Annotated in this window: 23 protein-coding genes and 1 pseudogene; 12 read left to right on the top strand and 12 right to left on the bottom strand. The window is 69.1% G+C overall.

All coding sequences use genetic code 11. The features are described from left to right. Positions 1–71: 71 nt before the first annotated feature. From KDK95_RS00325 to purD, 4 genes are all read right to left on the bottom strand, one after another. On the bottom strand, positions 72–974 hold the full coding sequence (locus KDK95_RS00325; protein WP_212515889.1) for a phosphoribosylaminoimidazolesuccinocarboxamide synthase: 903 nt from the start codon (positions 972–974) through the stop codon (positions 72–74). Then, complete coding sequence (gene purB, locus KDK95_RS00320) at positions 971–2,281, bottom strand: adenylosuccinate lyase (protein WP_212515888.1); 1,311 nt, start codon at positions 2,279–2,281, stop codon at positions 971–973. The genes KDK95_RS00325 and purB overlap by 4 nt, the downstream gene beginning before the upstream one ends. A gap of 73 nt (positions 2,282–2,354) precedes the next feature. Then, entirely contained in the window at positions 2,355–3,656 is a 1,302-nt protein-coding gene (locus KDK95_RS00315; protein WP_212515887.1) for a hypothetical protein, read from the bottom strand. A 165-nt stretch (positions 3,657–3,821) separates the two neighbouring features. Next, complete coding sequence (gene purD / locus KDK95_RS00310) at positions 3,822–5,123, bottom strand: phosphoribosylamine--glycine ligase (RefSeq protein WP_212515886.1); 1,302 nt, start codon at positions 5,121–5,123, stop codon at positions 3,822–3,824. Positions 5,124–5,149: 26 nt separating this feature from the next. Between purD and crcB (KDK95_RS00305) the strand changes: the two genes are divergently transcribed. The 4 genes from crcB (KDK95_RS00305) to KDK95_RS00290 are packed head-to-tail and all read left to right on the top strand — an operon-like array spanning position 5,150 to position 7,195. After that, positions 5,150–5,662 (top strand): fluoride efflux transporter CrcB, encoded by a 513-nt coding sequence (crcB, locus tag KDK95_RS00305; protein ID WP_212515885.1) that lies wholly within the window; start codon positions 5,150–5,152, stop codon positions 5,660–5,662. Continuing rightward, positions 5,659–5,997, top strand: a complete 339-nt coding sequence (locus tag KDK95_RS00300; protein WP_212515884.1) for a DUF190 domain-containing protein — start codon at positions 5,659–5,661, stop codon at positions 5,995–5,997. The genes crcB (KDK95_RS00305) and KDK95_RS00300 overlap by 4 nt, the downstream gene beginning before the upstream one ends. Then, complete coding sequence (crcB, locus tag KDK95_RS00295) at positions 5,997–6,368, top strand: fluoride efflux transporter CrcB (protein ID WP_249159941.1); 372 nt, start codon at positions 5,997–5,999, stop codon at positions 6,366–6,368. Before KDK95_RS00300 ends, crcB (KDK95_RS00295) begins: the two co-directional genes overlap by 1 nt. 2 nt (positions 6,369–6,370) lie before the next feature. Then, positions 6,371–7,195 carry a DUF3626 domain-containing protein gene (locus KDK95_RS00290; RefSeq protein ID WP_307844018.1) on the top strand — a complete coding sequence of 275 codons (825 nt, stop codon included), beginning with the start codon at positions 6,371–6,373 and terminating at the stop codon, positions 7,193–7,195. A gap of 41 nt (positions 7,196–7,236) precedes the next feature. Here the strand turns inward: KDK95_RS00290 and KDK95_RS00285 are convergent, their stop codons facing one another. The 6 genes from KDK95_RS00285 to KDK95_RS00260 all read right to left on the bottom strand — a co-directional run bounded on the left by KDK95_RS00285 (position 7,237) and on the right by KDK95_RS00260 (position 11,780). Continuing rightward, positions 7,237–7,902 carry a DNA alkylation repair protein gene (locus KDK95_RS00285; RefSeq protein ID WP_212515883.1) on the bottom strand — a complete coding sequence of 222 codons (666 nt, stop codon included), beginning with the start codon at positions 7,900–7,902 and terminating at the stop codon, positions 7,237–7,239. A 15-nt stretch (positions 7,903–7,917) separates the two neighbouring features. Further along, positions 7,918–8,601, bottom strand: coding sequence for a nucleotidyltransferase domain-containing protein (locus KDK95_RS00280; RefSeq protein WP_212515981.1), 684 nt, complete (start codon positions 8,599–8,601; stop codon positions 7,918–7,920). 57 nt (positions 8,602–8,658) lie between these two features. Continuing rightward, a complete protein-coding gene (locus tag KDK95_RS00275; protein WP_212515882.1) occupies positions 8,659–9,375 on the bottom strand; it encodes a hypothetical protein in 717 nt (238 codons plus the stop codon). Between the two features lie 8 nt (positions 9,376–9,383). Continuing rightward, on the bottom strand, positions 9,384–11,228 hold the full coding sequence (locus KDK95_RS00270; RefSeq protein ID WP_212515881.1) for a zinc metalloprotease: 1,845 nt from the start codon (positions 11,226–11,228) through the stop codon (positions 9,384–9,386). 77 nt (positions 11,229–11,305) lie between these two features. After that, complete coding sequence (locus KDK95_RS00265; RefSeq protein WP_212515880.1) at positions 11,306–11,524, bottom strand: hypothetical protein; 219 nt, start codon at positions 11,522–11,524, stop codon at positions 11,306–11,308. 49 nt (positions 11,525–11,573) lie between these two features. Beyond that, positions 11,574–11,780, bottom strand: a complete 207-nt coding sequence (locus KDK95_RS00260) for a hypothetical protein (RefSeq protein WP_212515879.1) — start codon at positions 11,778–11,780, stop codon at positions 11,574–11,576. Between the two features lie 265 nt (positions 11,781–12,045). Here KDK95_RS00260 and KDK95_RS00255 point away from each other — a divergent pair, with 265 nt between their 5' ends. Then, the gene (locus tag KDK95_RS00255) at positions 12,046–12,483 is read left to right on the top strand and encodes a helix-turn-helix domain-containing protein (protein WP_212515878.1); all 438 of its coding nucleotides are present in this window, start codon (positions 12,046–12,048) and stop codon (positions 12,481–12,483) included. Positions 12,484–12,659: 176 nt separating this feature from the next. Then, a complete protein-coding gene (locus KDK95_RS00250; RefSeq protein ID WP_212515877.1) occupies positions 12,660–12,968 on the top strand; it encodes a hypothetical protein in 309 nt (102 codons plus the stop codon). A gap of 552 nt (positions 12,969–13,520) precedes the next feature. On the opposite strand, the gene KDK95_RS00245 is transcribed toward KDK95_RS00250, so the two are convergent. Beyond that, positions 13,521–16,100 (bottom strand): PKD domain-containing protein, encoded by a 2,580-nt coding sequence (locus KDK95_RS00245; RefSeq protein WP_212515876.1) that lies wholly within the window; start codon positions 16,098–16,100, stop codon positions 13,521–13,523. 35 nt (positions 16,101–16,135) lie between these two features. Further along, positions 16,136–18,670, bottom strand: a complete 2,535-nt coding sequence (locus KDK95_RS00240; protein ID WP_212515875.1) for a right-handed parallel beta-helix repeat-containing protein — start codon at positions 18,668–18,670, stop codon at positions 16,136–16,138. Between the two features lie 417 nt (positions 18,671–19,087). Here KDK95_RS00240 and KDK95_RS00235 point away from each other — a divergent pair, with 417 nt between their 5' ends. The 6 genes and pseudogenes from KDK95_RS00235 to KDK95_RS00215 all read left to right on the top strand — a co-directional run bounded on the left by KDK95_RS00235 (position 19,088) and on the right by KDK95_RS00215 (position 25,513). Continuing rightward, positions 19,088–21,874 carry a hypothetical protein gene (locus KDK95_RS00235; protein ID WP_212515874.1) on the top strand — a complete coding sequence of 929 codons (2,787 nt, stop codon included), beginning with the start codon at positions 19,088–19,090 and terminating at the stop codon, positions 21,872–21,874. Between the two features lie 386 nt (positions 21,875–22,260). Continuing rightward, entirely contained in the window at positions 22,261–23,283 is a 1,023-nt protein-coding gene (locus tag KDK95_RS00230; RefSeq protein WP_212515873.1) for a PLL family lectin, read from the top strand. A gap of 615 nt (positions 23,284–23,898) precedes the next feature. Next, the gene (locus KDK95_RS00225) at positions 23,899–24,210 is read left to right on the top strand and encodes a hypothetical protein (protein WP_212515872.1); all 312 of its coding nucleotides are present in this window, start codon (positions 23,899–23,901) and stop codon (positions 24,208–24,210) included. Continuing rightward, positions 24,186–24,341, top strand: a pseudogene (locus tag KDK95_RS38050) (IS21 family transposase); the annotation flags it as partial. The gene KDK95_RS00225 and the pseudogene KDK95_RS38050, both read left to right, overlap by 25 nt. Positions 24,342–24,872: 531 nt before the next feature. Further along, positions 24,873–25,127 (top strand): type II toxin-antitoxin system Phd/YefM family antitoxin, encoded by a 255-nt coding sequence (locus tag KDK95_RS00220; RefSeq protein ID WP_212515871.1) that lies wholly within the window; start codon positions 24,873–24,875, stop codon positions 25,125–25,127. After that, positions 25,112–25,513, top strand: coding sequence for a PIN domain-containing protein (locus tag KDK95_RS00215; protein ID WP_212515870.1), 402 nt, complete (start codon positions 25,112–25,114; stop codon positions 25,511–25,513). Before KDK95_RS00220 ends, KDK95_RS00215 begins: the two co-directional genes overlap by 16 nt. The last annotated feature ends 24 nt before the right edge of the window (positions 25,514–25,537 follow it).

Genomic DNA, 25,537 nt, shown 5'->3' with positions numbered 1-25,537 from the left:
TCGCTGTTGGCGGTTCCTCTAGGGTACCTGGGCGGGGACAGTGCCCCCGCCCAGGTGCGCTCGACCTGCGGCTACGCGAACTTCTGTCCGGTCAGCCGCTCGTACGCCTCGACGTAGCGGGCGCGGGTGCGCTCGACGACGTCGTCCGGCAGCGGCGGCGGGGCCTCGCCGGAGCGGCGGTCCCAGCCGGACGCGGCGGAGGTCAGCCAGTCGCGCACGTACTGCTTGTCGTACGAGGACTGTGCGTGGCCCGGCTCCCACAGGTCGGCCGGCCAGAACCGGGACGAGTCGGGGGTGAGGACCTCGTCCGCCAGCACGACCGTGCCGTCGGCGCGCTGCCCGAACTCGAACTTGGTGTCGGCGAGGATGATGCCGCGGCCGGCGGCGATCTCGTGCGCACGACGGTAGATCGAGAGCGTCAGGTCGCGGATCTCCTTGGCGAGGTCCTCGCCGACCCGGCGCTCCGTCTCCGCGAAGTCGATGTTCTCGTCGTGCTCGCCGACCGCGGCCTTGGCGGCCGGTGTGAAGATCGGTTCATCGAGCCGGGATCCGTCGACCAGGCCGGCCGGCAGCGGGATGCCGCAGGCGGTGCCGTGCTCGTCGTACTCGGCCAGCCCGGAGCCGGTCAGGTACCCGCGCGCGACGCACTCGATCTCGATCATGGACAGCCGCTCGCAGAGCATGGAGCGGCCCGACAGCAAGGCCTTGTGATCGCGAAGTTCCACGGGAAACATCGCTGGATCCGTCGTGACCAGGTGGTTCGGCACCAGGTCGGCCAGCTGCCCGAACCACCAGAGGCTCAACTGGGTGAGGATCTTGCCCTTGTCCGGGATCGGCGTCTCGAGTACGTAGTCGTACGCGGAGATCCGGTCGGAGGCGACCAGCAGCAGTTTCCCGTCCACCTCGTAGAGCTCGCGGACCTTGCCGGAGCCGAGGTGGCGCACGCCGGGGACGTCGGCGAGGGCGCCGCTCACGAGAGCTCCGCCAGCTTCGCGAACATCCCGTCGAGCCGCTGCACGAAGCGTTCCGGCCGGCAGACCTCGTCGAGCCGCGCCTCGTCGATCTCGAGGCCGGCCTCGGCGGCCTCCTCGCGCAGCGTCTCGCGGAACGGGCGCCCGCTCTCCCAGGTCTTCATCGCGGCGCGCTGGGTCAGCGGGTACGCCTGGGTGTCGCGCTCCAGGCCCATCTCGACGAGTTCGAGCAGCACCGTGGAGGTGTAGATCAGGCCGCCGGTGGACTCCAGGTTCGCGAGCATCCGGTCCTTGTCCACGACCAGGCCCTCGACCAGCCGGATGGTCAGGTTCAGCAGGTAGTCCAGGCCGATCGAGGCGTCCGGCAGCGCGATCCGCTCGGTGGACGAGTGCGAGATGTCGCGTTCGTGCCAGAGCGGGATGCCCTCCATCACCGGCACGATCTGCCCGCGCACGATCCGGGCCATGCCCGCGATCCGCTCCGAGATGATCGGGTTCTTCTTGTGCGGCATCGCGGAGGAGCCCTTCTGGCCCTTCCCGAAGGCCTCGGACAGCTCCCTGACCTCGGTCCGCTGCCCGTGCCGCACCTCCAGCGCGATCGCCTCGAGCACCGTGGCCATGATCGCCAGGGCGCTGACCCACTCGGAGATCCCGTCGCGCAGCACGACCTGGGTGGAGACGTCCGCCGCCTTCAGGTCCAGCTTCTCGGCGACGTACGCCTCGACGGCCGGGTCGATGTTCGAGTACGTGCCCACCGCACCCGAGATCGCCATGACGCCGACGGCCTCGCGGGCCGCCCTGATCCGGTCCCGGGAGCGCGCGACGCCGAAGGCGAAGTCGGCCACCCGGTGGCCCCACACGTCCGGCTCCCCGTGGATCCCGTGGGTGCGGCCGACGCGCAGCGTGTTCCGGTGCGCGAGCGCGTGGTCCCGGAGCACCGCGACGAGCCGGTCGGCCTTCTCCAGCAGGATGTCGGTGGCCTCGACCAGCTGCAGCGCGAGCGCGGTGTCCAGCAGGTCGGAGGAGGTCATGCCGAAGTGCACGTAGGCAGCGGCCTCGCGCGGCTCGGTGTTGTCGGCCCACGCGCTGAGGAACGCGATGACGTCGTGCTGGGTGACCGCCTCGATCTCGGCGACCGCCTCGGGGGTGGGGGCGGGCGCCTTGCGCACCGCCTCGAGCGCGTCGGCGGGGACGACCCCGGCCTCCGCGTGCGCCTCCATCACCAGGGTCTCGACCTGGCACCAGAGTTCGTACTTATGGGCCTCGCTCCACACGCGGCCCATCTCCGGAAGTGTGTACCGTCCGATCACGGCGGATCGCTCCTTCGGGGAGGATTTCAGCGGGACAGACCTGGCCCGCCGCCCACGATTTTAGCCGGGCGGGTCACAGCCCGGCAGCGTAGGACAGCCACTCCCGCAGCGCCGTGAAGTCGGAGTAGTCGACGAGCGCGTGCACGATCTCGTCCACCGGCACGGTCAGCCCGGCCCGGTCGCGCAGCACGACGCCGTCCAGCCAGTCCACCGCGAAGGCCGCGTAGCCCAGGTCCACCAGGCCGCACTGCAGCACGGCGCGCAGCCCGGCCGGCAGCTCGCCGTCGCCGGAGTCGTGGATCAGTGTGATCGTCGTATGAGGCGCGGGGGCGAGCAGCAGTGCCCGGGTCTTCGCGACGAGGGGGTGGTCCGGCGCCGCGGCGGCCGCCTTGCGCAGGTTCGGCTCGGCGACCAGCCGGGTGTAGTCGCTCCAGTCCAGCGGCGTCTCGACCGCCTTGTCCTGGTAGACCACCGGGACGATCGCGGAGACGGCCCGGTCCACCTCCCCCGGCTCGTCCAGCAGATCGCAGCCCGGACGCTCGCTCAGCCGGTCCGCGAGGCCGACGCCGACCCGGTCCCGCTCGCCGAGCTCGACCAGCGCGGCCACCAGCGCGGCGTTGAGCGCGCTCGGCGCGTAGCCCGCGTCCCAGGCCGGATACGCCAGCCGGGTGAGCAGCCGCTCCCAGGCCGCCGCGACGAGGCCGACCTGCTCGTGCGCGTACACCCGGCCGGCCGGCTCGACGATCCTCGCCCGTTGCGAGGCGTGCGCGGCGATCACCCGCTCCATGCCCTCGGCCCGGGTCCGGCAGCCGTCCGCGACCCAGGCGACCAGGCCGCGCGGCCAGGGCAGCAGGCCCTGTCGCTGCGCGCAGTCCAACCGCCGCACGGTGCGCCGGGCGCGGACCACGGCCGGATCGTGTGCCGCCTCGAGACCCGCGATCACCGGGGCCAGCAGCCCGCGCAGCTCGCTCACCCGCAGCCACCACAGGAACGGAGTCCCGACCACCAGCACCGGACCGCCCTGCCTGGGTTCGAGCCAGGCGTCGCAGTCCGGGGAGAGTTCTATCGCCGCCGGCGTCGGCACGCCGAGCGCGGCCGAGATCTGCCGCACGATCAGGGCCAGCTCGCTGCGGTCCGCGTTCTCCAGCGGCACCGTCGCCGAGGCGGGCGGGGTTATCCGGTGGAAGCGCCAGAGCGGCACGGCGGCGAAGCCCAGCACCGCGAGCACCCCGGCGGCCCCGGCGTAGCCCGGCAGCAGCCAGCCGGCCAGCGCCGCGACCGCGCAGGCCAGCAGCACCCAGCCGGCGACGGCCAGGGATCCGATCCGCAGGATCGCCCTGGCCAGCCGCACCGGCTGGTCCGCGCCGCCGCCCACCGGCGTTCACCCGCTCCCGCATGCTCGAAGAGGGAACCGGAAGAGTCCCTTCAATTCCGGACTGTAGCGCCGGTCCGCGCGGCCCGGCACCCGGGAGGGGTCATGATGCGCTCGTATGAGTGATTAACGGGCCGCGCGATCCGCCGCGCCGCCCGGCGCCGCGGGCTACGCGTCGGCCGCGCGGACCTGCCCGGCGAGTGCCGCGGCGGCGATGTCGGTGCGGTGCTGCGCGCCGTCGAACCCGATCTCGGTGACGCCCGCGTAGGCCATCTTGCGCGCCTCGGCCAGATCGCGGCCGCGACCGGTCACGGCGAGCACCCGGCCGCCCGCGGTGACCAACTCGTCCTCGGCGTTGCGCGCGGTCCCGGCGTGGTAGACCGTGACCGAGCCGCCGGTCGGCGCGGAGAGCATCTCGGCCGCCTTGATCCCGCGGATCACATCGCCGCTGCGGGACTTGACCGGGTAGCCGTCGGAGGCGAGCACCACGGTGACCGCGGCGCCGTCGTGCCAGCTCAGCGGGTGCTGGTCGGCCAGCGTGCCGGTCGCCGCGCGCAGCAGCACGGAGGCCAGCGGGGTCTTCAGCAGCGGCAGCACGACCTGGGTCTCCGGGTCGCCGAAGCGCGCGTTGAACTCGACGACGCGGGTGCCGCGGCTGGTCAGCGCCAGGCCCGCGTACAGCAGCCCCGCGAACGGCGTGCCGCGGCGGCGCAGCTCGTCCACGGTCGGCTGCAGCACCAGCGCCATCACCTCGTCGACCAGCCCGGCCGGGGCCCAGTCGAGCGGCGAGTAGGCACCCATGCCACCTGTGTTCGGCCCGGTGTCGCCGTCGCCGATCCGCTTGAAGTCCTGCGCGGGCTGCAGCGGCAGCACGGTCACGCCGTCGGTGATCGCGAACAGCGAGACCTCGGGCCCGTCGAGGAAGGCCTCGATCACGACGCGGCCGCCGCCGGGCCGCAGCACGCAGTCGCGGACGTGGTCAAGCGCGGCCCGCCGGTCATCGGTGACGACGACGCCCTTGCCCGCGGCCAGGGCGTCGTCCTTCACCACGTAGGTCGGCCCGAACGCGTCGAGCGCGTGCTCGGCCTGCTCCAGCGTCGTGCAGACGAAGGATTCGGCGGTCGGCACGCCGGCCGCGGCCATGACGTCCTTCGAGAAGGCCTTGGAGCCCTCGAGCTGCGCCGCCTCGCGGGACGGGCCGAAGCAGGGGATCCCGACCGCGCGCACCGCGTCCGCCACCCCGGCCACCAGCGGCGCCTCGGGTCCGACCACGACGAGGTCCGCGCCCAGCTCGATGGCCAGCGCGGCGACCGCGCCCGGGTCGAGCGAGTCCACCGGGTGCAGCGCGGCGACCTCGGCGATGCCGGGGTTGCCGGGGGCGCAGTGCAGCGCGGTGACGGAATCGTCCTTGCTGAGGGCGACGCAGATCGCGTGCTCGCGGCCGCCGCCGCCGATGACCAGAATCTTCACGGTCATTGAGCCTATACGCTGTCGCTATGGCCACCGAAGCCGACGGACACCCGTTCGCCGCCCGACCGCGCCGACGCCGGCAGGATCCGCGCGTGCTCGGGGCCGTCGCCGCCGGCGGCTTCCTCGGCGGCGAGGCGCGCTACCTGCTCGGCCTGGCGTTCCCCACGGCGCACGGCGCGTTCCCGGCGACGATCTTCGCGATCAACATCTCCGGCTCCTTCATCCTGGCGCTGCTGCTGGTGCTGATCCTCGAAGTCTGGCCGCCGACGAAGTACCTCAGGCCCCTGCTGGCCACCGGCTTCTGCGGCGCGTACACGACGTTCTCCACGTGGATGGTGGACACCGACAGGCTGATCTCCGCCGGCCGCTACGGCCTCGCGGCCGCCAACGTCCTCGGCTCGCTGCTCGCCGGGCTGGCCGCCACGACGCTGGGCCTCGCCTGCGGCCGGGCCCTGGTCGCCTACCGCAGGCGGCGCGCCGAGGGCCCGCTCATCCCCGCACAGCAGCCCGACCCGAGCGAATCAGAGGCCTTGCGATGAGAACGACCGGCCCGGCACGGCGGCTGACGATCTTCGTCGGCGAGAGCGACCAGTTCCACCACCACCCGCTCTACACCGAGATCGTGCACCGGGCCCACCGCGCCGGGCTCGCCGGTGCGACCGTCATGCGCGGCATCGAGGGCTTCGGCGCCAGCAGCCACATCCACACCACCCGCATCCTCAGCCTGTCCCAGGACCTGCCGGTCGCGATCGTCATCGTGGACGAGCGCGAGCGGATCGACGCGTTCCTGCCGCAGCTCGACGAACTGGTGACGGAGGGCCTGGTCATCATCGACGACGTCGAGGTCATCCGGTACGTGGGGCGGAAACCCTGATGCTGCTCGCCATCCTCGTCGGCCTCGCGGCGGCCCTCGGCGCGCTCGCGCGCTACCTGCTGGACCAGTTCGTCGGGACCAGGTGGGAGTCGGCGTTCCCGTGGGGAACCTGGGTGATCAACGTCTCCGGGTCCTTCATCCTCGGCCTGATCACCGGATTAGCCGTGCACCACGGCCTGAACGCGCACGTGGTCAGCGTGCTGGGCACCGGCGTCTGCGGCGGCTACACGACCTTCTCGACGTTCAACTTCGAGACGATCCGGCTCACCGAGGACGGCTCGCTGGCCGGCTCCCTCGGCAACATCGCGGGCAGCATCGCGTCCGGGCTGCTGGCGGGTGCCGCCGGCCTTGGCCTGGCGCTGCTGATCTGACCGTGAACCTCTTCGCCCGGGCCATCGCCCACGTCGAGGCCCGATCCGCGGGTCCCGCGCTCGACGCCGCCCTTCGGGTCACGCTCAACTTCCACCCCGACCGCGCGGCCGGCGGCGTGCCGATACTCGCCGCGCTGGCCAGGGAGCGGATCTACAGCTCCCAGTTCGTCACCGGCACGAGCAACGGCGGCCTGACCGCGTACCCCGGCGGCGACCGCTGGCTGTGGGAGAGCCGGATCTTCGGCGGCGAGTACGACGCGGCCGATCCGCGGTTGCGCCCGGTCTACGGCGCGCTGAACCATCGCGGCCGTTCCTTCGGCGCGGCGCCGCGCTTCGGCTCCGCGCACTTCCGGCTGACCGCCGAGGCGACCGCGCGCGCCACGTTCTGCTTCCCGGACAGCGCCGGCGAACCCGCGGACTTCGGGACCGCACGTCACATGGGCCTGATTCCGCTGGCGACTGCCGACACCGGCCGGAGGAACCTCGACGACTACATCGAGGCCCACGTCCACGGCCCGGTCCGCGTCGACGGCGACGTCGAGGCGCTGGTCCTCGATCCCTGCTACCGCGGCACGGACGTCGAAGTCGCCGCCGAGCTGCTGCCCTGCCCCGTCGAGTGGCACGCCGGATTCCTGCTGCGCGTCGAGAAGCTGGCCGCGTACCCGGAGTTCCGCGGCCGAGAGATAGTCGAGCTCGGCCGGAGCATCGCCGACGACGGCTGGCTGGACCCGCGGATCATCGGCGAGGCCGCCGCGACCGGGCAGTACGACCCGCAGCACCTTAAATACGTGTGGCACTGTCTCGCCAGGTACGGCGCGCCGCGCTGAAGCTCTCCCCGTCCGCCGGGCTCGCGCCGCTCAGGCCGTCGTCAAAGATGCTTGCTCGCCTCGCGCACCGACAGTGGGGAAAGCTCGACGCGATCGAGGAACGCGCGCACAGCTTCGGGCGCCGTGTACGCGTATTCGCGCAGCGCCCACCCGATGGCCTTTCGAATGAAGAAGTCCTTGTGCCCGGCCTGGAGTGTGCAGTACTCGAACAGGCGCCTCTCGTCGGTCGCCGCCTTGTAGTGCAGCTGATGCAGGATGGCCGAGCGCACGATCCACATGTTCTCGTCGCGGGCCCAGGCGTCCATCTCGTCGGCCAGCGACGGATCCGCCGTGACCAGCGCGCCGACGACGCGGGACGCCAGCGGATCGACCGTGTCCCACCACGAGTCCGTCGTGATCAAGGTGCGCAGCGTCGGCAGGAGCGAGGTGTCGCAGTACTTCACGTTCGCGACCAGGTAGTCGACGGCGAAGTACCGGAACTCGCGCTCCGGCAGCTCCCAGAAGCGCAGGGCGAGCGCGGCGCACTCATCCGTGCTCGGCCGAGCGTTGCCCGCGGCCTTCAACACAGCCTTGGACAGACGGCGGCGCTCCGGTGTCGGAATCCCCAGAAACGGAAACTGATCGCGCATGTACTGACGCTGAGCCGCCGCCAGCTCCTCATTGGCCGCGCCTCGGTAGCTCGCGACGACCGCTGGAAGCAGTTCCACCTGGCCAGTCTCCAATCACGGCGTCCAGAAAGCTTGTCGCACCCGCAGCAGCCAGTCCTCGGCCACCGCGTAATCCGGCTCCTCGGGAAGCACGGTCCTGGCCTCGGCGAAACGCTCTTGGGCGTCCGCCATGAACGCCGCCGCAGCCTGCGGATCCCGCGCCACCCGCTCCCCGAACGCGCGGTACTTCTCCGGATCCTCCAGCCGGACACGCACCTGCCCCGTCGTGTAAAGCTCGTAGCCCTGCTCGACCAGCCGCATCAAATGCCTCGCATGTTTCGCCAACCGCGCCGGCGACGAGGCCGAGGACCCCTGATCGCGCAGCATCAGCTTTCTGAACTGCTGAACCGCGTAGCCGAGGTACGCGTCCTTCGTGCGTCGCGCCGAGAGGAACGACGTACGCACGGCGATCGCCTCGTCCCCGAGTCCGGTGCGTGTCTCGTACAGACCGTCCGGCAGCCAGAGCAGCTCCATGGCCGTCGGATTGCAGACCAGGAACAGCCGCAGTGCCTTCGCCGCCTCGTGGAATGTCACGTCGGGGTGCGTGGTGACCAGGCTGTCCTTCGGCGGTCTGAGCCGCACCAGATCCAGGGTCGGCGCCGCGAACATCCCCAGCCGGTCCACGTCCGAATCCGGCCCCGCGAGCCCGTAGGCCGTAGACCCGACGATGCCGGAGAGCAGTACCGCGCCCTCCGGCATCGTCGTCTTCGCCGCCCCCTCACCGATCACGGGAGCAGGCTAGCGGTGACGAGCGCCTCAGTGCTGCTGAAAATCGCGGTAGATCCGCACGCTCGGGGTGAACGACTTGGTCAGCGGCTGCATGACCGGTCCCTCGGGCGTGGTCGCGGCGGCGTTCTTCAGGATCGCCGCCACCTTCAGCGCCAGCGCGTCTGCCGCCGACTGGACCTGGTCCGCGGAGAGCGAGGAGTTGTTCAGCGCGTTGAGCTCGTGGTGGATCTCGTCGAGCTGCTTCATGGCCGTCTTGCTCAGCGTGAACGCGCCGGGCGTGTCCACGACGAACTGGTAGGCGCCGGCGACCGTCTGGCATCCGGCGCAGTGCTCGTTCACGGCGTTGCTGTAGTTGTTCGCGCTCAGGTGGATGTCGGTGCCCGCCATCGTGACGATCTGGAACGAGAGCGAGACCGAGTGGCACGGCGCGTCCGGCGAGCAGGACACCGACTCTGCGGTCGCCTCGTTGTGCAGGTACGCCGCGTCCACCGAGCCGGCCTGGTGGACCGTGAACGAGTCCTTGAACGAGGTCTGGTTCTGGGGGTTGCTGAGCGCGAAGGTGTGATCCTCCGCGACGGCGACGCCGTTGGAGTTCGTGTAGGTCCCGCCGCCGACGGTCACGGCCTGTGCGACACCGCCGATCGTGGCGACTGTGCCGACCGCCGCCGTGGCGAGCACGCCGAATCGGGCCAGGCGGCGCGAGCCCGCCTCGGGCCGGCCTTCCTTGCGATGCGAAGCTGTCATTTCTCTCCTTAGGTTGTGGATGCGCTGGGCGTCGGGGTCGTGGTCGCGGTCGTCGCCGAACCCGACGGCGAGGGGCTCGCCGACGCGGTCGGCGTCGGCGTGGAGCCACCGGACGAACCCCCGGCCGGCGACGTGCTCTTCGCCACCGTGCTCGGGCTCGGCGAGGTAGCCGGAGCGGAGGTGCCGGCCGTGGCCGAGACCGATGCGGTAGCGCTGGCGCTCGCCGCCGCGGCGGCCGCGGAGGCCGACGCGCTGTGGTGCACGCTCGGCAGCGAACTCGGCGACGGCCGCACGGCCGCCGGCGAACTCGAGGCCGTCGAGCCGGTCGGGCCGCTCGGCGCCGCGATCACCGTCGGGACGCCCGGCTGCAACGCGGGCACGATCGGCGCGGTCGGCGGCAGCGGCTTCGGCGTCAGGCCGACGACCCAGGCGAAGCACAGGCCGCCGACCAGGAGCGCGCCCACCGCGCCGATCCCGATCTGGAGCCGGGTGTTGCCCTCGCTGGCCCGCCGCAGCGTCCGCATCAGACGACCCGTCAGCCGCACCGACAGGTACACCATTCCGGCCAGCGGGATGATCAGCATCAGGCTGCCGATCACGCCCACGAGCCCCACCGCGATCTGCCCGTGCACGAACGCCGAACCGGTGCCGGACAGCTGCTCCGAAAGCGAGCGCGCCCCGGTCGACAGGAGACGGGGCAGGTTCCACAGCGCGTATCCCAGGTCGCCCAGGATCAGCGGCACCATCGCGAGCACCCACACCGTGACGATGATGCGAGCCGAGCGCTTGAGGTCCCTGACCTCGGGCGGCGTCGGCCGGCCCGGGATCATGCTGCGCAGGATCGGCTTGATCTTGCCGAACAGGTCGGGTACGCCCGCTATGTCGCCGAGGATGTAGTAGCCGTCGAGCCGCACCGCCGGCATCAGCTGCTCGAGCACCTCGAAGTGCCCGAGGTAGACGGCGCTCAACAGGAAGGGCTGGCCGGTCAGCAGGTAGCAACCGGTCAGCACCAGCATGAACACGACGTTGAAGTACACGCCGCCGAGATCCGTTCTCAGCCGGCCGGCCCGATTGATCCGGTAGACGTCGGTGACCTCGGTGTACATCGACGGCCATACGAGATAGAGGCCGCAACCGATACACCCTGGTCGCGCGCCTCCGTATCTGCAGGCCGATGCGTGGCCGAACTCGTGGAACACCAGCGACGCGACCGTCAGCGCGAACACCGCGAGCATCAGCACCGGCTGGTTCAGCACCCCGAGGACCGGCCCCATCGCGCCGTAGAACCCGAACAGCCAGACGTCCATCACCACCGCGGCGAGCAGCACGAGGGCGACGATCGGCGGCCGGTGCAGCCACGCGAGCGACTTGCCGATCTTGTTGACCCGCGCCTCGCTGAACATGACGCGATGGCCCTTGAGGGCGAGCAGCAGGTCGGTGCCCGGGGCCTCGACCTCGTCGCCCTCCTGATCCCAGGGCACGACGACGCCCAGCGGGATCAGCTTGTGGTCGAGCAGGAAACGGATGTTCTCCTCGCTCACCTCCCGGCCGTGGCGGGCGCTGACCCGGTGGGAGATCCCCTCGGTGTCGCGCTGTCCGTCCACCGCGTCGGCGACCAGGTGCAGCAGCCGGCTGAGCTGCAGCACCTGGCCGTCTCCGCGCCGGGCGATGTACTTGGGCTCGGTGAACCCGGAGCCCAAGTACTCGCCGTGCAACCGCAGTCCCGCGCTCTGCCGGGGGATGGGGAAGCTCCGGCCGGGCGGAATCACGGCGTCGGCCGGCGGCACGGAAACGGCGAACCCGCCCGGACCGGGCACGAACGCCTGCGTCTTCGCATTCGCAGCGACTGTCATTTCCTCGGCGTTTCGTGAAGACGGTCGGGTACCGCGGGTGGCGGCCCGCGGTACCCCCGTGCCTCGGCGTGGTCCGGCTACTGGGCGATCGAGATGGACTGGTCGGCCTCGCCCTGGGCGACGGCGCCCCAGGAGCAGAAGTTGCCCACGTTGGAGGTGTTGGACGCGCCGACCGCGGCCACGTTCTTCGAGACGTTCACCGTCTTGGTGAAGCTGAAGGAGAGCTTGCCCAGCGCCTCGCGGCCCGGGAGCAGCTCGGCGGACTCGGCCTCGAGCTCGTGCATGTCCATGCTCATGGTGTTCTCCTGTCGCTAGAGAGGAAGGTCGGTAGGAAGGTCTGCGGTGCTACTGGGTGATCGAGATGCTCTGAACGGCCTCGCCCTCGGCGACGGCGCCCGGCGAGCCGAAGTTGCCGACGTTCGAGGTGTTGTCGGCGCTGACGTACGCCTTGTGCACCGTGAGGTTCTTGGTGAAGCTGAAGGAGAGCTTGCCCAGCGCCTCGCGGCCCGGCAGCAGCTCAGCGGTCTCGGCCTCGAGCTCGTGCATGTCCATGACGGATCCCTCCGGTTCGTCCAATTGCGTCGGACGTTCTGTCCAACGAGATTGGACAGTAGTGGATCGCCGGAGCGCCGCGCAAGCATTTCGCCGAAACTGATTGCAACAGGCCGGTAACGCAGCGGAATCGGCAGGTCGGGACACATGCGGTGGCGACAGGTTGACTCGCGTCACGCGTGTTACGCATAGAATCGACGTCCCGGCAGGTGTCCGACGGGTCGTCGGCCGGGCAGATCGACCGTCCGAGGAGTCCCGGCTACAGGTGCAGGTGTCCAGAGTGACGAACGCGGCGTCGAACGCCTTGCAGGAGCTGGTGCGCGAGCGACTGGAGCGCCAGGGCTGGTCCTACGGCGACGTGGCACGGCGCGGCGGCATCCCGCGTTCCACCGTGCACCACCTCGCCACGGCCGAGCGCCTGGTGCGCATGCCGCAGCCGGCCACCCTCGAGGGCCTGGCCCGCGGACTCGAGCTCCCGCTGGACGCCGTCCGCCGCGCCGCCGCGCAGTCCTGCGGCATCCACGTCTACGAGGCCGCCCCCGACCCCGAGGTCGACGTGCTGATCGCGAGCCTCAACCAGCTTTCCGCACAGGACCGTCGGCATGTCGCGGCCCTCGTCGAGTCCCTGCTGGAGCGCGGCAAGGGCGACGAGGACGCGCAGAACGCGGAGAGCGCTGGTTCCGCCGTTACGCCGCACGAGTGAGCGATCCACCCTTACGGGTGGCGCTGCACTGGCGCCAAGTATTGGCGCGTTCTATTCGGTCAAGACTCCCCCAAGAACCGCTGACGCGGGTTAACGTCGCAGAAACCGAAGCGCACGGGCCCGACCGGGCCATATCCGCGCCCCGGTTTCGTCCGCGCAACGCACCGAGGAGTCACGTGCTGGTCGTGCAAGGGGGGCCCACCACCGCTGTGGTCCGGGGCCGCGAGGGCGAATCGGTCGTCCTCCTGTCGGGTGAACTGCCCGCCGAACTCACCGACGAGAGCCTGGCCCCGGTCCTGGACCTGGCGGCCGCAGTCCTCGACGACGCCGAGATGCAGCTGTTCCTGCGCTGCCTCGACCGCCTTCGTGCAGGCGACACCACCCGCACCCGCCGCGTCGAGGTCGACGGCGCCGTGCTCACCGTCCACTCCCACGCCGCCGACGTGCCGCAGCAGAGAGCCGCGGCCGTGATCGAGCTCTGCTGACCTCTCGATCCGGGCGGGCATGGACCGGCCGCGCATGCTCAGGCAACCCGAGCACCCCAAGCCCACCGGACACCACGAAACCCCGAGCTCAGCGCCGCCTTAGCGAGCCGATCCTCCGCTCCCAGAGCAAGCGACGTGGGCGAAGTCGGCGAGGGCACCCTCGAATCAGTCACCGAGCCGCTCGTTGCCGGCGTGGGCGTCCCGGCGAGAGCGCCGGACTGGGCACCGCCGTCGGGGCCTCTCGGCGTCACGCCCTCCGTCGTGCTGGGGCACGCCCATCGGAGTGGCCGTAGTAGGGCTGACGGTCGTCGGACTCTGACATAGCGTTCGCGGAGAAGTTCGCTAGCCCGCTCGGCGGGCCGCGTTCGGGTGGCCAGACGCGAAACCGCTGGCATTCACATGAGTGCGAATGCCAGCGGTCGTCGTTGTGCAGGTGCTATGCGATCGGGCGGAGACGAAGCGATTGACGGGCCCTGCTCGCCCTGGCCCTCCACGCCGCCACCTTCGCCGCCGCACACCGCAGGCCGGGCGCGGCGGCAACCGATTCGCTGCTCAGCCTCCTGCCACGGCGAAGTTCAGGAACGTCGTATCGTGCTGGGTCGCGTCGGTCACGTTGGCGGCGGTGCCGAAGTTGCCGAGTCCAGTGGCCGTGCCGCTCCAGTTCTGCCAGCCGGACCACGAGCCGTTGGCCTCGCGCATACCGATGAGCACGCCGCCCTGCGTGGTGACGGCCGAGATGACCGCGCCGAGGGAGGTGCTCGTGCTGCTGAACGCGGGCTGAGCGGCGATCGAGACCCCGGCGATCCCGGTGCCGCCGGCGGGGACGGCCCAGCCTTGCGGCTGCCAGCGCCCGTTGGCGTAGCGGATGTCGTGCTTCATCACCTGCGTGGAGGTCACCTCGACGATCTGCGAGGAGCCGTCGGGCATCCCGGCGATCCCCGCGTCCACGATCGTGACGCCCGGCTGGCTCAGCGCCCGCCAACCCTGCCAGGAACCGTTGGCGAAGCGGATGTTGTGCATCAGCACGCCCGAGGTAGTCACGGCGAGAAGCTGCGTCGAGCCGTCGGGCATGGCGGTGATCGACGCGTGCGCGAACCCGGTGGAACCGGCCGGGGTGCCCCAGCCGCTTGACTGCCAGGTGCCGTTGGCGTTGCGGACGATGTGCCGCAGGCTGCCGGTGGATGTGACCTCGATGAGCTGGGAGGAGCCGTTGGGCATGCCCGCGATCCCCACCCACCTCGCCGTCACTCCCGGCTGGCTGAGCTGCTGCCAGGACTGCCAGGTGGTGCCGTTCTTGTTGCCGGTGGCGAACTCGACCGTCCCGGCGGTGGTGGCCGCGACGAGATCGCTGGTGCCGTTGGGCAGCGAGCCGACGGCCGCCTGGACGATTCCGGTGGAGTTGGCGGGGACGTCGGTCGTCTGTGCGCTGCCGAGGTTGATCAGTGTTCCGGCGGTCAGTGCGGATGTGCTGAACCTCGTCGAGGTCGTGGCCTTGTTCCCGTCGGCGTCTGTGACCGTCTCGGTGATCGTGTACGTTCCGGCCTTGGCGTACGTGTGCGTCGAGCTCGCCCCGGTGGCGACGGTCTGCGTCGGCGTGCCGTCGCCGAAGTCGTACGTGACCCCGGTGATGTTCCATGCATCCGTCGTGCCCGAGTCGGCGACGATGACGTCGTACGGTCCCGGACCCGCGGTCGCGCTAATCTGCGGCGCGAGCGGCGCGGCGGGGACTACGACGAGCTGCACATAGGCCGCCGGTGTAACTGGGGTCGGCGAGCCGTTGGTTGGGGCGAGGTACAGGTAAGCAGCGTAGTCGCCCGGCGTGCTGAAAGAGGCGGTCGCGGTACCGCTCGTCCCGCCGTCGATCAGCGTGCCGTTGCTGCCGTTGATCCGGAACTGGTAGTCGAACTTGCTGGACCACGTGTCCGTCGCTGAGGCATGCAGAGTGACCACGCCGCCCACAGGGGCCTGAGTCGCCGAGGCCGTGATGCTCCTCGAGGTCAGCGTCACCGGGTCCTGGAACTGGATGGCGCCGCGGTCGTAGTAGTTGTACGGTCCCGCGCCCGTGGGCGTCACCAGCGGATCGATCACGCGCGGATTGCCGTTGAGGTCGAGCGGCTGTTCGCCGATCGCCGCGGAGTTCGCCGAGTTGATCAGCGGCGAATGCTCGGTCGTCTCGGTACCCAGCAGGGAGTTGTCGTCGTGCTGGGCCTGACCTGCCGCCGCGTAGAGCGCTGCGGCCGACGCGTATGTGGTGCCGGCCCAGTCGTAGGCAGAGCCCGTCGCGTACACGTCGTTGTAGTCGGAAGTCGTGCCGGACGCGGAGCTCGCGTCGACCAGGATGCCGTCCTCAGCCTGCGCCGGCGCGGGGCAGGTCGTGGTCGAGGACGTAGCGGGATTGCCGATGACGTTGTTCTCGATGCTCGTCCCGGTCGCCGAGCCGGTGACCGACACCGCCGGTCCGCAGCCGTACACCGTGTTGCTGGTGATGGCCGTGTTCGCGGCGCCGACCACGGAGATCGGATTCGAGGCGAGATCGCTGAATCTGTTCGTGGTGAGGATCGTGCCGGAGGATCCGCCGTCGACGAGGATCTGCTCGTAGAAGATGGAATCCTGCACGGTCACGGCCGACGCGCCGTCGGTCACGTGCAGCGAGGGCTCCGCGGGCGTCGCGGCCTGGAACCAGTCGGTGCTGAACGTGATGTCGGAACCACCGTCGACCACCGCGGCGGCGGCGCTGCTCCCGGGCATGATGTCGAAGTTCTGGAACTTCAGGTAGCTCGCGCCGCTGACGTCGACGGAGATGGTCGCCGCGTAGGCCAGCCTCCCGATGGCGTTGCGCACACCGTTGCCGGTGAAGGTGATCGGCGCGGACGCGGTGCCGGAGCGGGTGATCGTGGCGGGCGCGTACGTACCCTGCGCCACGTTCACGACGTCACCGGGATTCGCCGCGTCGGCGGCCGCCTGGAGCGTGCAGTACGGGGCCGCGACAGTCCCGGTGCCCGAGTCGGTGCATGCCGAACTGGAACTGTTGACGAAGATCGTGTTCTGCCCGGCCGCCTGCGCCGCCATCGGCGAGAGCGAGGCCGCGGCGATGAGTGTCGCCGTGGACGTGGCGACGACGCGAGGACGCATGTCCCCCACCTCGTATTCCTGGTCTGGTGGTCGGCTCAGCCGCCGGAAACGGCGATGAAGAGGACGTTCTCGTTCGGAACCCAGCCGGCTTCGAAGTCGGTGATCGAGGGCGCGGGGGATATGTCAGCCTGCTGCCATCCGGTCCACGAGCCGTCCCAGTTCCGATAGGTGGTCTCGCCGGTGCCGTCGGCCTTGGTCACCGCGATCGCCGTGGACCCGGCGCCGACGGTGGCGATGGAGGCCTGGACGATGTCGGTGGCCCCGGCCGGCGAGCCCCAGCCCTGCTTCTGCCACGACCCGTTGGAGAAGCGAATCGTGTGCTTCATGACACGGCCGGAGGTGACCTCCACGATCTGGGAGGAGCCATCGGGCTTGCCGGCGATACTCGCGTCGATGATCGTCGTGCCGGGCTGGCTGAGCGCGCGCCAACCCTGCCAGGAGCCGTTGGCGAAGCGGATGTTGTGCATCAACACGCCGGACGTGGTGACCGCGACGAGTTGCGCGGATCCGTCGGGCATGGCCGTGATCGCCGCGTGCGCGAATCCGGTGGATCCGGCGGGGCTGCCCCAGCCGCTGGACTGCCACGTCCCGTTCGCGTTGCGGATCGTGTGCAGCAGTCTGCCCGCGGAGGTGACCTCGATCAGCTGCGTGGAGCCGTTCGGCATGCCCGCGAGGCCGACCCACTTCACCGTCACGCCCGGCTGGCTCAGGGTCTGCCAGGGCTGCCAGACGGCGTTGAAGTCACTGCTGGAGAACTCGGCCTGCCCGCTGGTGGTGGCCGCGAGGATCTCTGCGCCTGAGCCGGCGCCGCCGATGGCGGCTTGCGCGATGCCGGTGGATCCGGCCGGGACTCCGCCTCCGTTCACGACGGAACCCAGCGTGCCGGGCTGGGGTTCGGCGGTTGCGAACTTCGAGGACGTCGTCGCCGAGTTCCCGCCCGCGTCTGTGACCGTCTCGGTGATCGTGTACGTACCCGGCTTGGCGTAGGTGTGCTGCGCCTGGGCGAGGTCCGCGACCGTCTCGGGCTTCGTGCCGTCACCGAAGTCGAACGTGGCACTGGAGATGTTCCACGCGTCCGTCGTGCCGTAGTCGGTGGCGATGACGCCGAGTTCGCCGCTAGCCGTCAGAGCCTCGGCCGCTACCAGCGGCTGCGGTGCGACGACGGAGACGTACTGGTCGGCGACCCCGGAGAGCTGGTGGTACGTGGAACTGCCCGCGGTCGCGGCGAGAACGGCGGTCCAGTAGGTCGTGGCGGTGGTCGGGGTGAAGGTTTCCGTCGGCGTGGAGCTCACGACGGGCTGCGCGCTGCCGCCGAAAAGGAACTCGTACGAAGTGAAGCTGTCGCCCCAGGTGTCGGCGAGAACGGCATGCGCGGTGACCGTCGCGCCAAGCGGGATCTTGGTCGCCGACAGCGTGTACGAGCTGTTCGCGGTCGCCGTGTACGGGTCCTGGAACTGGGTCGCACCCCGGTCGTAGTAGTTGTACGGCCCGGCGCCGGTCGGCGTGACCAGCGGGTCGATCACGCGCGGATCGCCGTTGACGTCGAACGGCTGCTCGCCGATCGCGGCGGAGTCGGCGGAGTTGATGACCGGCGAGCCCTCGGCGAGCTCACCGCCGTCGGCGCCGTTGTAGTCGTGCTTGCCCTGCGCCACAGCGGAGAACAGCCCCGCGGCGGTGGGGTAGGCGGTACCGCCCCAGGAATAGGCCGTCCCGCTGCTTCCGCCATAGACGTCGTTGTAGTCCAGCGTCGTGCCGGCTGCCGAACTCGCATCGACCTGCACGCCGTACTGCGCGGAGGCGGCCGGGCAGCGCGAATCCTCGAGGACCGTGACGACGTTGTTCTCGATACTCGTGCCGGCCGACGAACCCGTGACCGCGATTCCCGGGCTGCAGCCCTCGACCGTGTTGCTGGTGATGGCGGTGTTCTTCGCCCCCTGTACGGAGATCGGTGTACTGTCCGCGCCCTCGACCACGTTCGTGGTCACCACCGTCCCGGTCGAGCCGCCGTCCACCGCGATTCCGTCGTAGACCGTGGAATCCTGGAGGGTCACACCCGACGCACCGCCCGTGACGTGCAACGCAGTCGGCCCACCCGTATTCGGCCCGGCAACGCTGGTGAACACGTCCTTTGCGAAGGTGTCATCGGCGCCGCCGTTGACGGTCACCGCGGCGGACGAGCCGCTGTAGATCTCAAGGTTCTCGATCTCGACATAGCTCGCACCCGAGAGCGTGAACTCGGACGAGGCGGTGGACCCCTCGCCGATCGTCGTGACCCGCGCCGCACCGGTGAAGACGATCGGAGCCGACGCGGTACCGGAGCGCGTGATCGTGACCCCGGACGCGTACGTGCCACCCGAGATGACGACGACGTCGCCCGGATTCGCCACATCGGCCGCCGCCTGGATGGAGCAGAACGGCGCGGCCAACGTCCCGGGCCCGGAGTCCGTGCAGGCCGAGCTGCCGCCGTTGACGTAGAGCGCGTTCTGCCCGGCCGCCTGCGCCGTCCCCGGCGCCACGGAGGCAGCCGCGAGAAGCGTCGCCGCGGACACGGCGACAACACGAGGACGCATGTCCCCCCACCTCTGATTTCCGATGCCCCGCCATGAGGATCCCTCGCAGGAAGATCCTTCATGAAGATCTCTCACGAGACCCAAGCAGCGACAATACGCGCGCTCGGCGACGCGACGTAGAGGCCAGCGGACGTCGTGTACCAGTTGTTACACTCGCAGGCTTACAGATGCAGGTGGCGCTGCTGGCGACCTGCGGGAGAGTGCGCAAAGCCAGTCATGGCCGTCGAGTGCGGGCCACTACCGAAACCGCCGCCACGAGGGCGCGCCGTAGACGGTACTTGGTCCCTCCCGAAGGCCGGCACGTACGTTCCAGAACTGTGACGGCAGTTGAACGGCACTCTCATGAGCAGTAGCTTCGACTGCCTTAGTTCTCAATGCTCCGCGAGCTGTCCGCGGAGAACCCTGGGGAGGGACACGGTGCTGCGCCGCCGATTCTTGATACCCGCTGCGCTGGCCGGATCCGTTGCCGTCGCACTCGCACCCATCGCCGCCGAGGCTGTGACACCATCGCCCTCGGCCGGAGCGAAGCAGTTGAGCCCGGCCAAGACCGCCGCAGTGACCTCTCTGGCGGAAGCTGCCGGGTTCAAGACCTACAGCACTCCGGCAGGAAAATCCTTCCGGCTGCAAAAGTCGGTGGCAGCCGACATGTCCGCAGTCTCACGGACTGTCGCGACGACTGGATCTGGCACGACCATTTACTCGCTGTCGGGCTCGTCGTGTTCCACGGAGACCGGCAATGGTACCGAGGCGAGTCCGTACTGCAGTCTCCAGGACGCGGTCAACGCTGCCGCCTCCGGCGACACGATCGACGTCGGATCCGTCCACAGCGGGACTGGCTCACCTGCGGTAACGATCACGACGTCCGGACTGACACTCGTCGGCACCACAGATACCTCGTGGGTCGACCAGCTGACGCTGGACGGCGCGTCCGACGTGAAGATCAGCAATATGATCATGTCGTCCGGGAATCCCGCCGCTGTCGTGATCGAGAATTCCTCCGGCATCACACTGGACTCCGACTTCATCGGCGGGAGCACCTACCCCGGCAACGGGGTCTCCATCGACGGCGCTTCCAGCAACGTCACCATCAGCCGCAGTTTTCTGGACACCAAAGGCTGGGGCACCGGCCTGACGGCGGTGGATATCGCGGCCGGTGCGAAGAATGTCGATCTGGCGAGCAATGTGATCAGTAATCTGCCGATCGTCGCGACGGGGGTCGCGGGCCTCGATATCGTCGGCAACACGATCTTGCCGAGCTGCGCGGGAGCCGTCGACATCGAGGGTGCGTCGAGCGGTGTCTCGATCGAGAACAACGTCGTCGAAGTGGCTCCGCAGTCCCCCCGCATCATCGACGAGAGTTACTGTCTGAAGAACGGGTACGGCTGGGCCCCGAACATCACTGTCGCCACTTCGGCTTCCGCCGGAACCACCAGTGATTACAACTACTTCGATCCGCAGCCGACGGAGGCGAACGACCCGTACAGCTGGGAAGGTACGAGCTTCGGCACTATCGCAGCGTTCGAGGCGGCGTCCAGCCAAGGAGCACACGATCTCGACGAGTTCTCAACGTTCGATGGCTCGTACATGCGATTCCCCGACGGCAATTTTCCGCTTGGGATCGTTCCGACGAATGAGACGCCTGTCGACGGCACAGCGAACGCGAGCGCGCCGGGCGCCCTGAGTTCGGACTACTACGGAGTCTCGCCGTACAACACGCGCGGCGCTGTTCAGTTCACCGGGCCGAACCCCAACCTGGCCGTCGCGTTCTCAGTCGTGGACTCCGGCGCGTTCTCCGTGACGCTCACCTATACGGTCACCGGCGACACCACACTTACCAGTCCAAGCGAGGGAATGGCCATCTACTGGGGCGACGGCGAAAGCCAGTCGGAGTCATTCAACGCGACAGGCACCGGGACGGTTCAGCACACCTACAGCGACCCAGGCACGTACAGCATCACGGCCAACGCCACCGATGGCAAGAACGATCTCGCTTCGAACTCGGTGTCCGGAGTGAAGACTGCAGGCTCGGAATACACGCCGTACGGCCCGGTCCGCCTTCTCGATACCCGTATAGGGCTGGGCGCAGCCAAGGCTGCCGTAGCCTCGAACGGCACACTGAAGCTGAAGGTGGTCGGCGCCGGCACGAAGGGTTCGACGATTCCGTCGGGCATCACGGCGGTCATCTTGAACGTCACCGTGACCCAGCCGAGTGCAGGCGGCCATCTCACCGTCTACGGGGATGAAACCGCCAGCGGGGCGTCCGCTGCCGCTCCCAGCACATCGAACCTGAACTTCGGGGCAGGGGAGACCGTCCCCAATCTAGTCGTCGCACCGGTCGGTCCGAACGGGGTCGTCGACTTCTACAACGCCGCGAGCGGCACGACCCAGGTCGTCGCGGACGTCTCCGGCTACTTCATGCAGCAGGTCGCCGACGAGTACGTGGCGATCACGCCGATCCGGGTCTTGGACACCCGCAAGGCGATCGGCACGGCGACCGTGGCGAAGATCCCGGCAAACGGCAACCTGACACTGAAGATCGAGGGCGCCAACCTCACCGAGATCCCCTCGTCCGGGGTGACCGCGGCCGCGTTGAACCTCACGGTGACGAACACGGCGCGAGGCGGTGTACTCACCGCCTACCCGGCCGGCGAGTCTCTGCCGACCGTCTCGAACCTGAACTTCTCCGCGGGCGAGACCGTGGCGAACATGGCGATGGTCCCGCTCGGCGCCTCAGGCGAGGTCGTGTTCCACAACAACAGCAGCGGGTCCGTCGATCTGGTGGCAGACGTGTTCGGCTACTTCACCGCCGCTGGCGGCTACGGCGGATATCTCCCGCTGTCAGTCCCTGAGCGCATCCTCGACACACGCAAGGGCGGCGGGCCCCTACCGGCCGACACGGTCGGGTATCTCCCGCTCACCCAGAACGCGTACATCACCGCCGCAGTGCTCAACGCGACCGTGACCCAGCCGACGGGCGGCGGCTTCCTGGCCGTCTACCCCTTCGACAACGCCGACCCGGGACTACTCCCGTCGACGTCGAACCTCAACTTCGGGAAGGGACAGACAGTGCCCAACCTCGTGATCGTCCCGCCCGGAATAACGTACGACTCGAAGAACAGCAGCTACGATATCGGGCTCTACTTCGGCGGGAGCGGAAGCACCCAGGTCATCATCGACGCCTTCGGGGTATTTGAGAACAGCTGATATGTAGCGGCTCATTTCCCAAAAGGCAGATCGAAGCGGTGCCCGGACGGTCGTCCGGGCGCCGCTCTGCATATAGGGCTGGCCAGCAGCCGCCTGCAGCAGACGGGAACGCGCCGACCCTGCTGTCGACATGTGATCACGCCGGTAATGGCACAGGTGGGCTCTGCTCCAGCATGCGCAGCATCGCGAGACAGCGTGCTTCAACGCCGGACGGTGGGACTGCCGGGAGGTGACCCAAAGGCCCCGCAACGAGCCGATCTCTGTGACGATGCCGTGACGGTGTCTCCATAGTCAGGGATTTGCCTGCTGACTAGAGTCGCTCGCGGGTATGGCGTCGCCACGATCGTCGGTGGATTTCGGCGCCCGAGCACGTATCTCTTCTTCGAGTGGGGGATTCCTTGCGCAAGCGTCAAAGGGCTGCCGCGGTTGCGTTCGCGGTTTCGGTGATGGGTTTGGTGCCTGCCGCAGCTCACGCAACCGCGTCGACGACGGCAGGCGGCACGATGTATCACGACGTCCGCAACGCCAACGGCACGTGGCAACCGCAGGGGTGGGGAATCCCCGGCGGTTCCACCGGGTTCCAGCATGTCTCCGAGACCGCGATGCCCGATGGCTCCACGCAGTTCGTCGGCGTCACCTCCAGCGGCGTTCTCGAGCACAACATCCGCTCCGCCACCGGCGCCTGGCAGGGCTGGGACGCACTGAACCAGCCCGGCGTCACGGTGACGAACGCCGACATCGCAGGCATGCCCAACGGTTCCGCGCAGATCGTCGAGGAAACCACTACCGGCGCCGTCTGGCACAACATCCGCAACGCCGACGGCTCCTGGCAGTCACACGGCTGGGGCCTAATCGCAGACCCCTACATCGTGTCGGATGCGAAGATCACCGGCATGCCCGACGGATCCTCGGAATTGATCGGGGTTTACGGCGGCGTTCTGAAGCACAACATCCGGTTCGCCAATGGCTCCTGGCAGGGCTGGAAGGTCGTGGCTGTCGACGTCATATCCAGGGACGTCTACTTCACGAGCGCAGACATCGCGGGCATGCCCGACGGCTCCGCACAGATCGTCGCGATCACGCCGAGCACCACCGTGCCCGCGTATCACAGCATCCGCTACGCGAACGGCTCCTGGCAGCCCCAGGGCTTTGCGAGCATAGGCGCTCCGGTGAGCTCGACAGCAATCTCCATCACCGCTATGCCCGACGGCTCCTCGCAGTTCGTCGACGTCGTTCCCGTCGGCAATAGCACCAAGATCTACCACGACGTGCGCAACGCGAACGGCTCCTGGCAGCAACAGGGCTGGGCGCAACTGCCGACCCCCAACAGCACCGTGCCAGTCGCGTCGGCCGACATCGCCGGCATGCCCAACGGCTCGTCGCAGCTGATCGCCCTGACGCAGAGCTGAGCAAGCCGCCCTCCTGTGACCTGCGCGCAAGCCTCTTGCGTGCAGGTCACGCAGTTCCAGCGATTGCACGAACGGCACAGAACGACCGGAGGACTAGAACTCCTAGATGCCTGCGGCCGACGCTCCATCGCTGACCAGCGAAAACAGGCGACTGATGTGCGAACTGCGCTCGGGTTGACACGACTTCTGCCGGGAATCTAGGAAAAGCCGCGGGGATCGGCGTTTTGTCCGTATGAGGGAGATCGGTCGCGTGCTCGAGGTGCGCCAGGTCGAATGGCTGGAGGTGGCGTTTCGTGCGCTCGGGCCACTGCGTCCGCTCCAGATGCAATGACTCGAGCGCGTCAAGGAACTGGTGGAGGTGCTGAGGAGGACCAGCATCCAACACGCGCAATGGTTCGCCGCCGCGCACAGGGCCGAGGGTTCGAGCGGCGGGGAGGTCACCGAGTCGGAAGCCGCATCGGAAGCCGCATCGGAAGCTCTTGTGTCCTTCGCCCCCGGGCGCGGCGCTTCAGGTCGGCCCAGACCGCTCGGCGAATACGCTCCCGGAACGACGACTGCAACCTCAAGCTCTCGGACGCTGCTGGGCAACGGGAGCCCCGGCAGGCCGATCGGCGCGTGGACAAGACTGGACCATACGGTTTTCGAGATCGGCAACTCACAGACCACGAAGGTCTACCGGTTCCCGTTGGCCTCTTCCGGCGCACGCACACGGGGCCGTCTTGCGCCCAAGAAGTCGCCGAACTGGTCTGGTTCGAAGCCCGAGCCATCGAAAGCGTCGACAGCACGGCGAATTTCGATCTCGGCGGCCACGGCGAGATCCGTGTATGCGGACAGGTTGATCCCTCCGGGCGGCCACGGCTTCTCCTCGTGGGCGGCTATCAGAAATCCCGCCGGGTGGATGTGCGGAGCTGGCCGGCTGTGATCTGAAGACGGTGGCCAGGTACGTCGCGCTGCGAGCGACGGCGGCGACCCGTTCGCATATGGCGCGCCCGATGGGCATCGACCCGTTCCTGGAGAAGATCGAGGAGCTGGTCGAGCGGTCCAAGGCACCCTGCCGAGTCCGATGGAGCGACCAAGTGGGCGGCCGCCGCGAAAACGTAGCCGAGGAATAAGCCGCAGTCACCTGGAGAGACGGTGGCACCCGTTGCCGACCGGTCCCCTATGGAGAGGGTGGGGGGACTGGGTTGATATCGGACAATGAAGGCCTTGTGCAAACAATATGGCCTCGACCAGCAGAAAAGCTCTGCTGGTCGCGGCCGACTGCGTCGAGCCGGGTGTGGGGCGCGTGGGACTCGAACCCACAACCCAAGGATTAAAAGTCTGCACCTTGATATTCCAATACATTGTTCGTGTGCCGTTCCGTGCCGGGCTGTCCCGATTCGCCGTTGACGTTGCCCGTGAGATGCCGTTCCGTTTTGCCGCATGTCACGGCCGGTCCCTCCCGCGTGCCTCCCGTCCGACGTCCGGCGCGATCGTTCGCGCCCCTCCCGGCGGTCCCCGCTCGCGGGAGGGCGACGGTCGGCGTGAGGTGTGCGATGTGGACCGATGGCGGCCGGGGCGGAATCTGATAGTCTGATTCCATGCGAACGATGACCGCGACCGAAGCTTCCCGGAACTTCTCCGGTCTGCTCGATCTGATCGCGGCCGGGGAGACCGTCCGGATCACCCGCGGCAATGAGCCGATCGCGGAGGTCGCCCCGGCACGGCGACGCACGGGGGCGGACCTGGAGGCCGCGTTGCTCGCTGCCGGACTGCCCCCGCTGGATGAGGACTTCGAACACGATGTCGCCGAGGCCGTGGCCCTGGTGGTCAACGAGGGGACCGACCCGTGGGCCGACGCCTGATCCTCGACACCAACGTCCTGATCGCCTACGAGCGCGGCACGATCGACCGGGCCGCGTTGCGCGAGGACGAGTTGTCGATTGCGGCCGTCACGCTCGCCGAGTACAGGGTCGGGATCGAGATGGCCGACAGCGTGGAACGCGCCGCGGCCCGCTCGCGTTGGCTGGACGTCGTTCTCGCTGAGGTCGAGGTCCTCGAGTACACGCGCAGGACGGCCGACCACCATGCCCGCCTGCTCGCCCACATCCGGCGCACCGGTCAGCCTCGCGGCGCCCACGACCTGATCATCGCCGCGCACGCCGTGGAAACCGGCCGTACTGTGGTCTCCCGCGACGCGAAGGCGCGGTTCGCGGACTTGCCCGGGGTAGCCAGCGCCGCCGCCTCGTAAGCCGGCGTCCGGCAGGCCGGATAG

The organism is Actinospica acidithermotolerans, assembly GCF_018139625.1.
GTDB classification, from domain to species: domain Bacteria; phylum Actinomycetota; class Actinomycetes; order Streptomycetales; family Catenulisporaceae; genus Actinospica; species Actinospica acidithermotolerans.
This window is presented reverse-complemented; position numbering and strand designations above follow the sequence as displayed.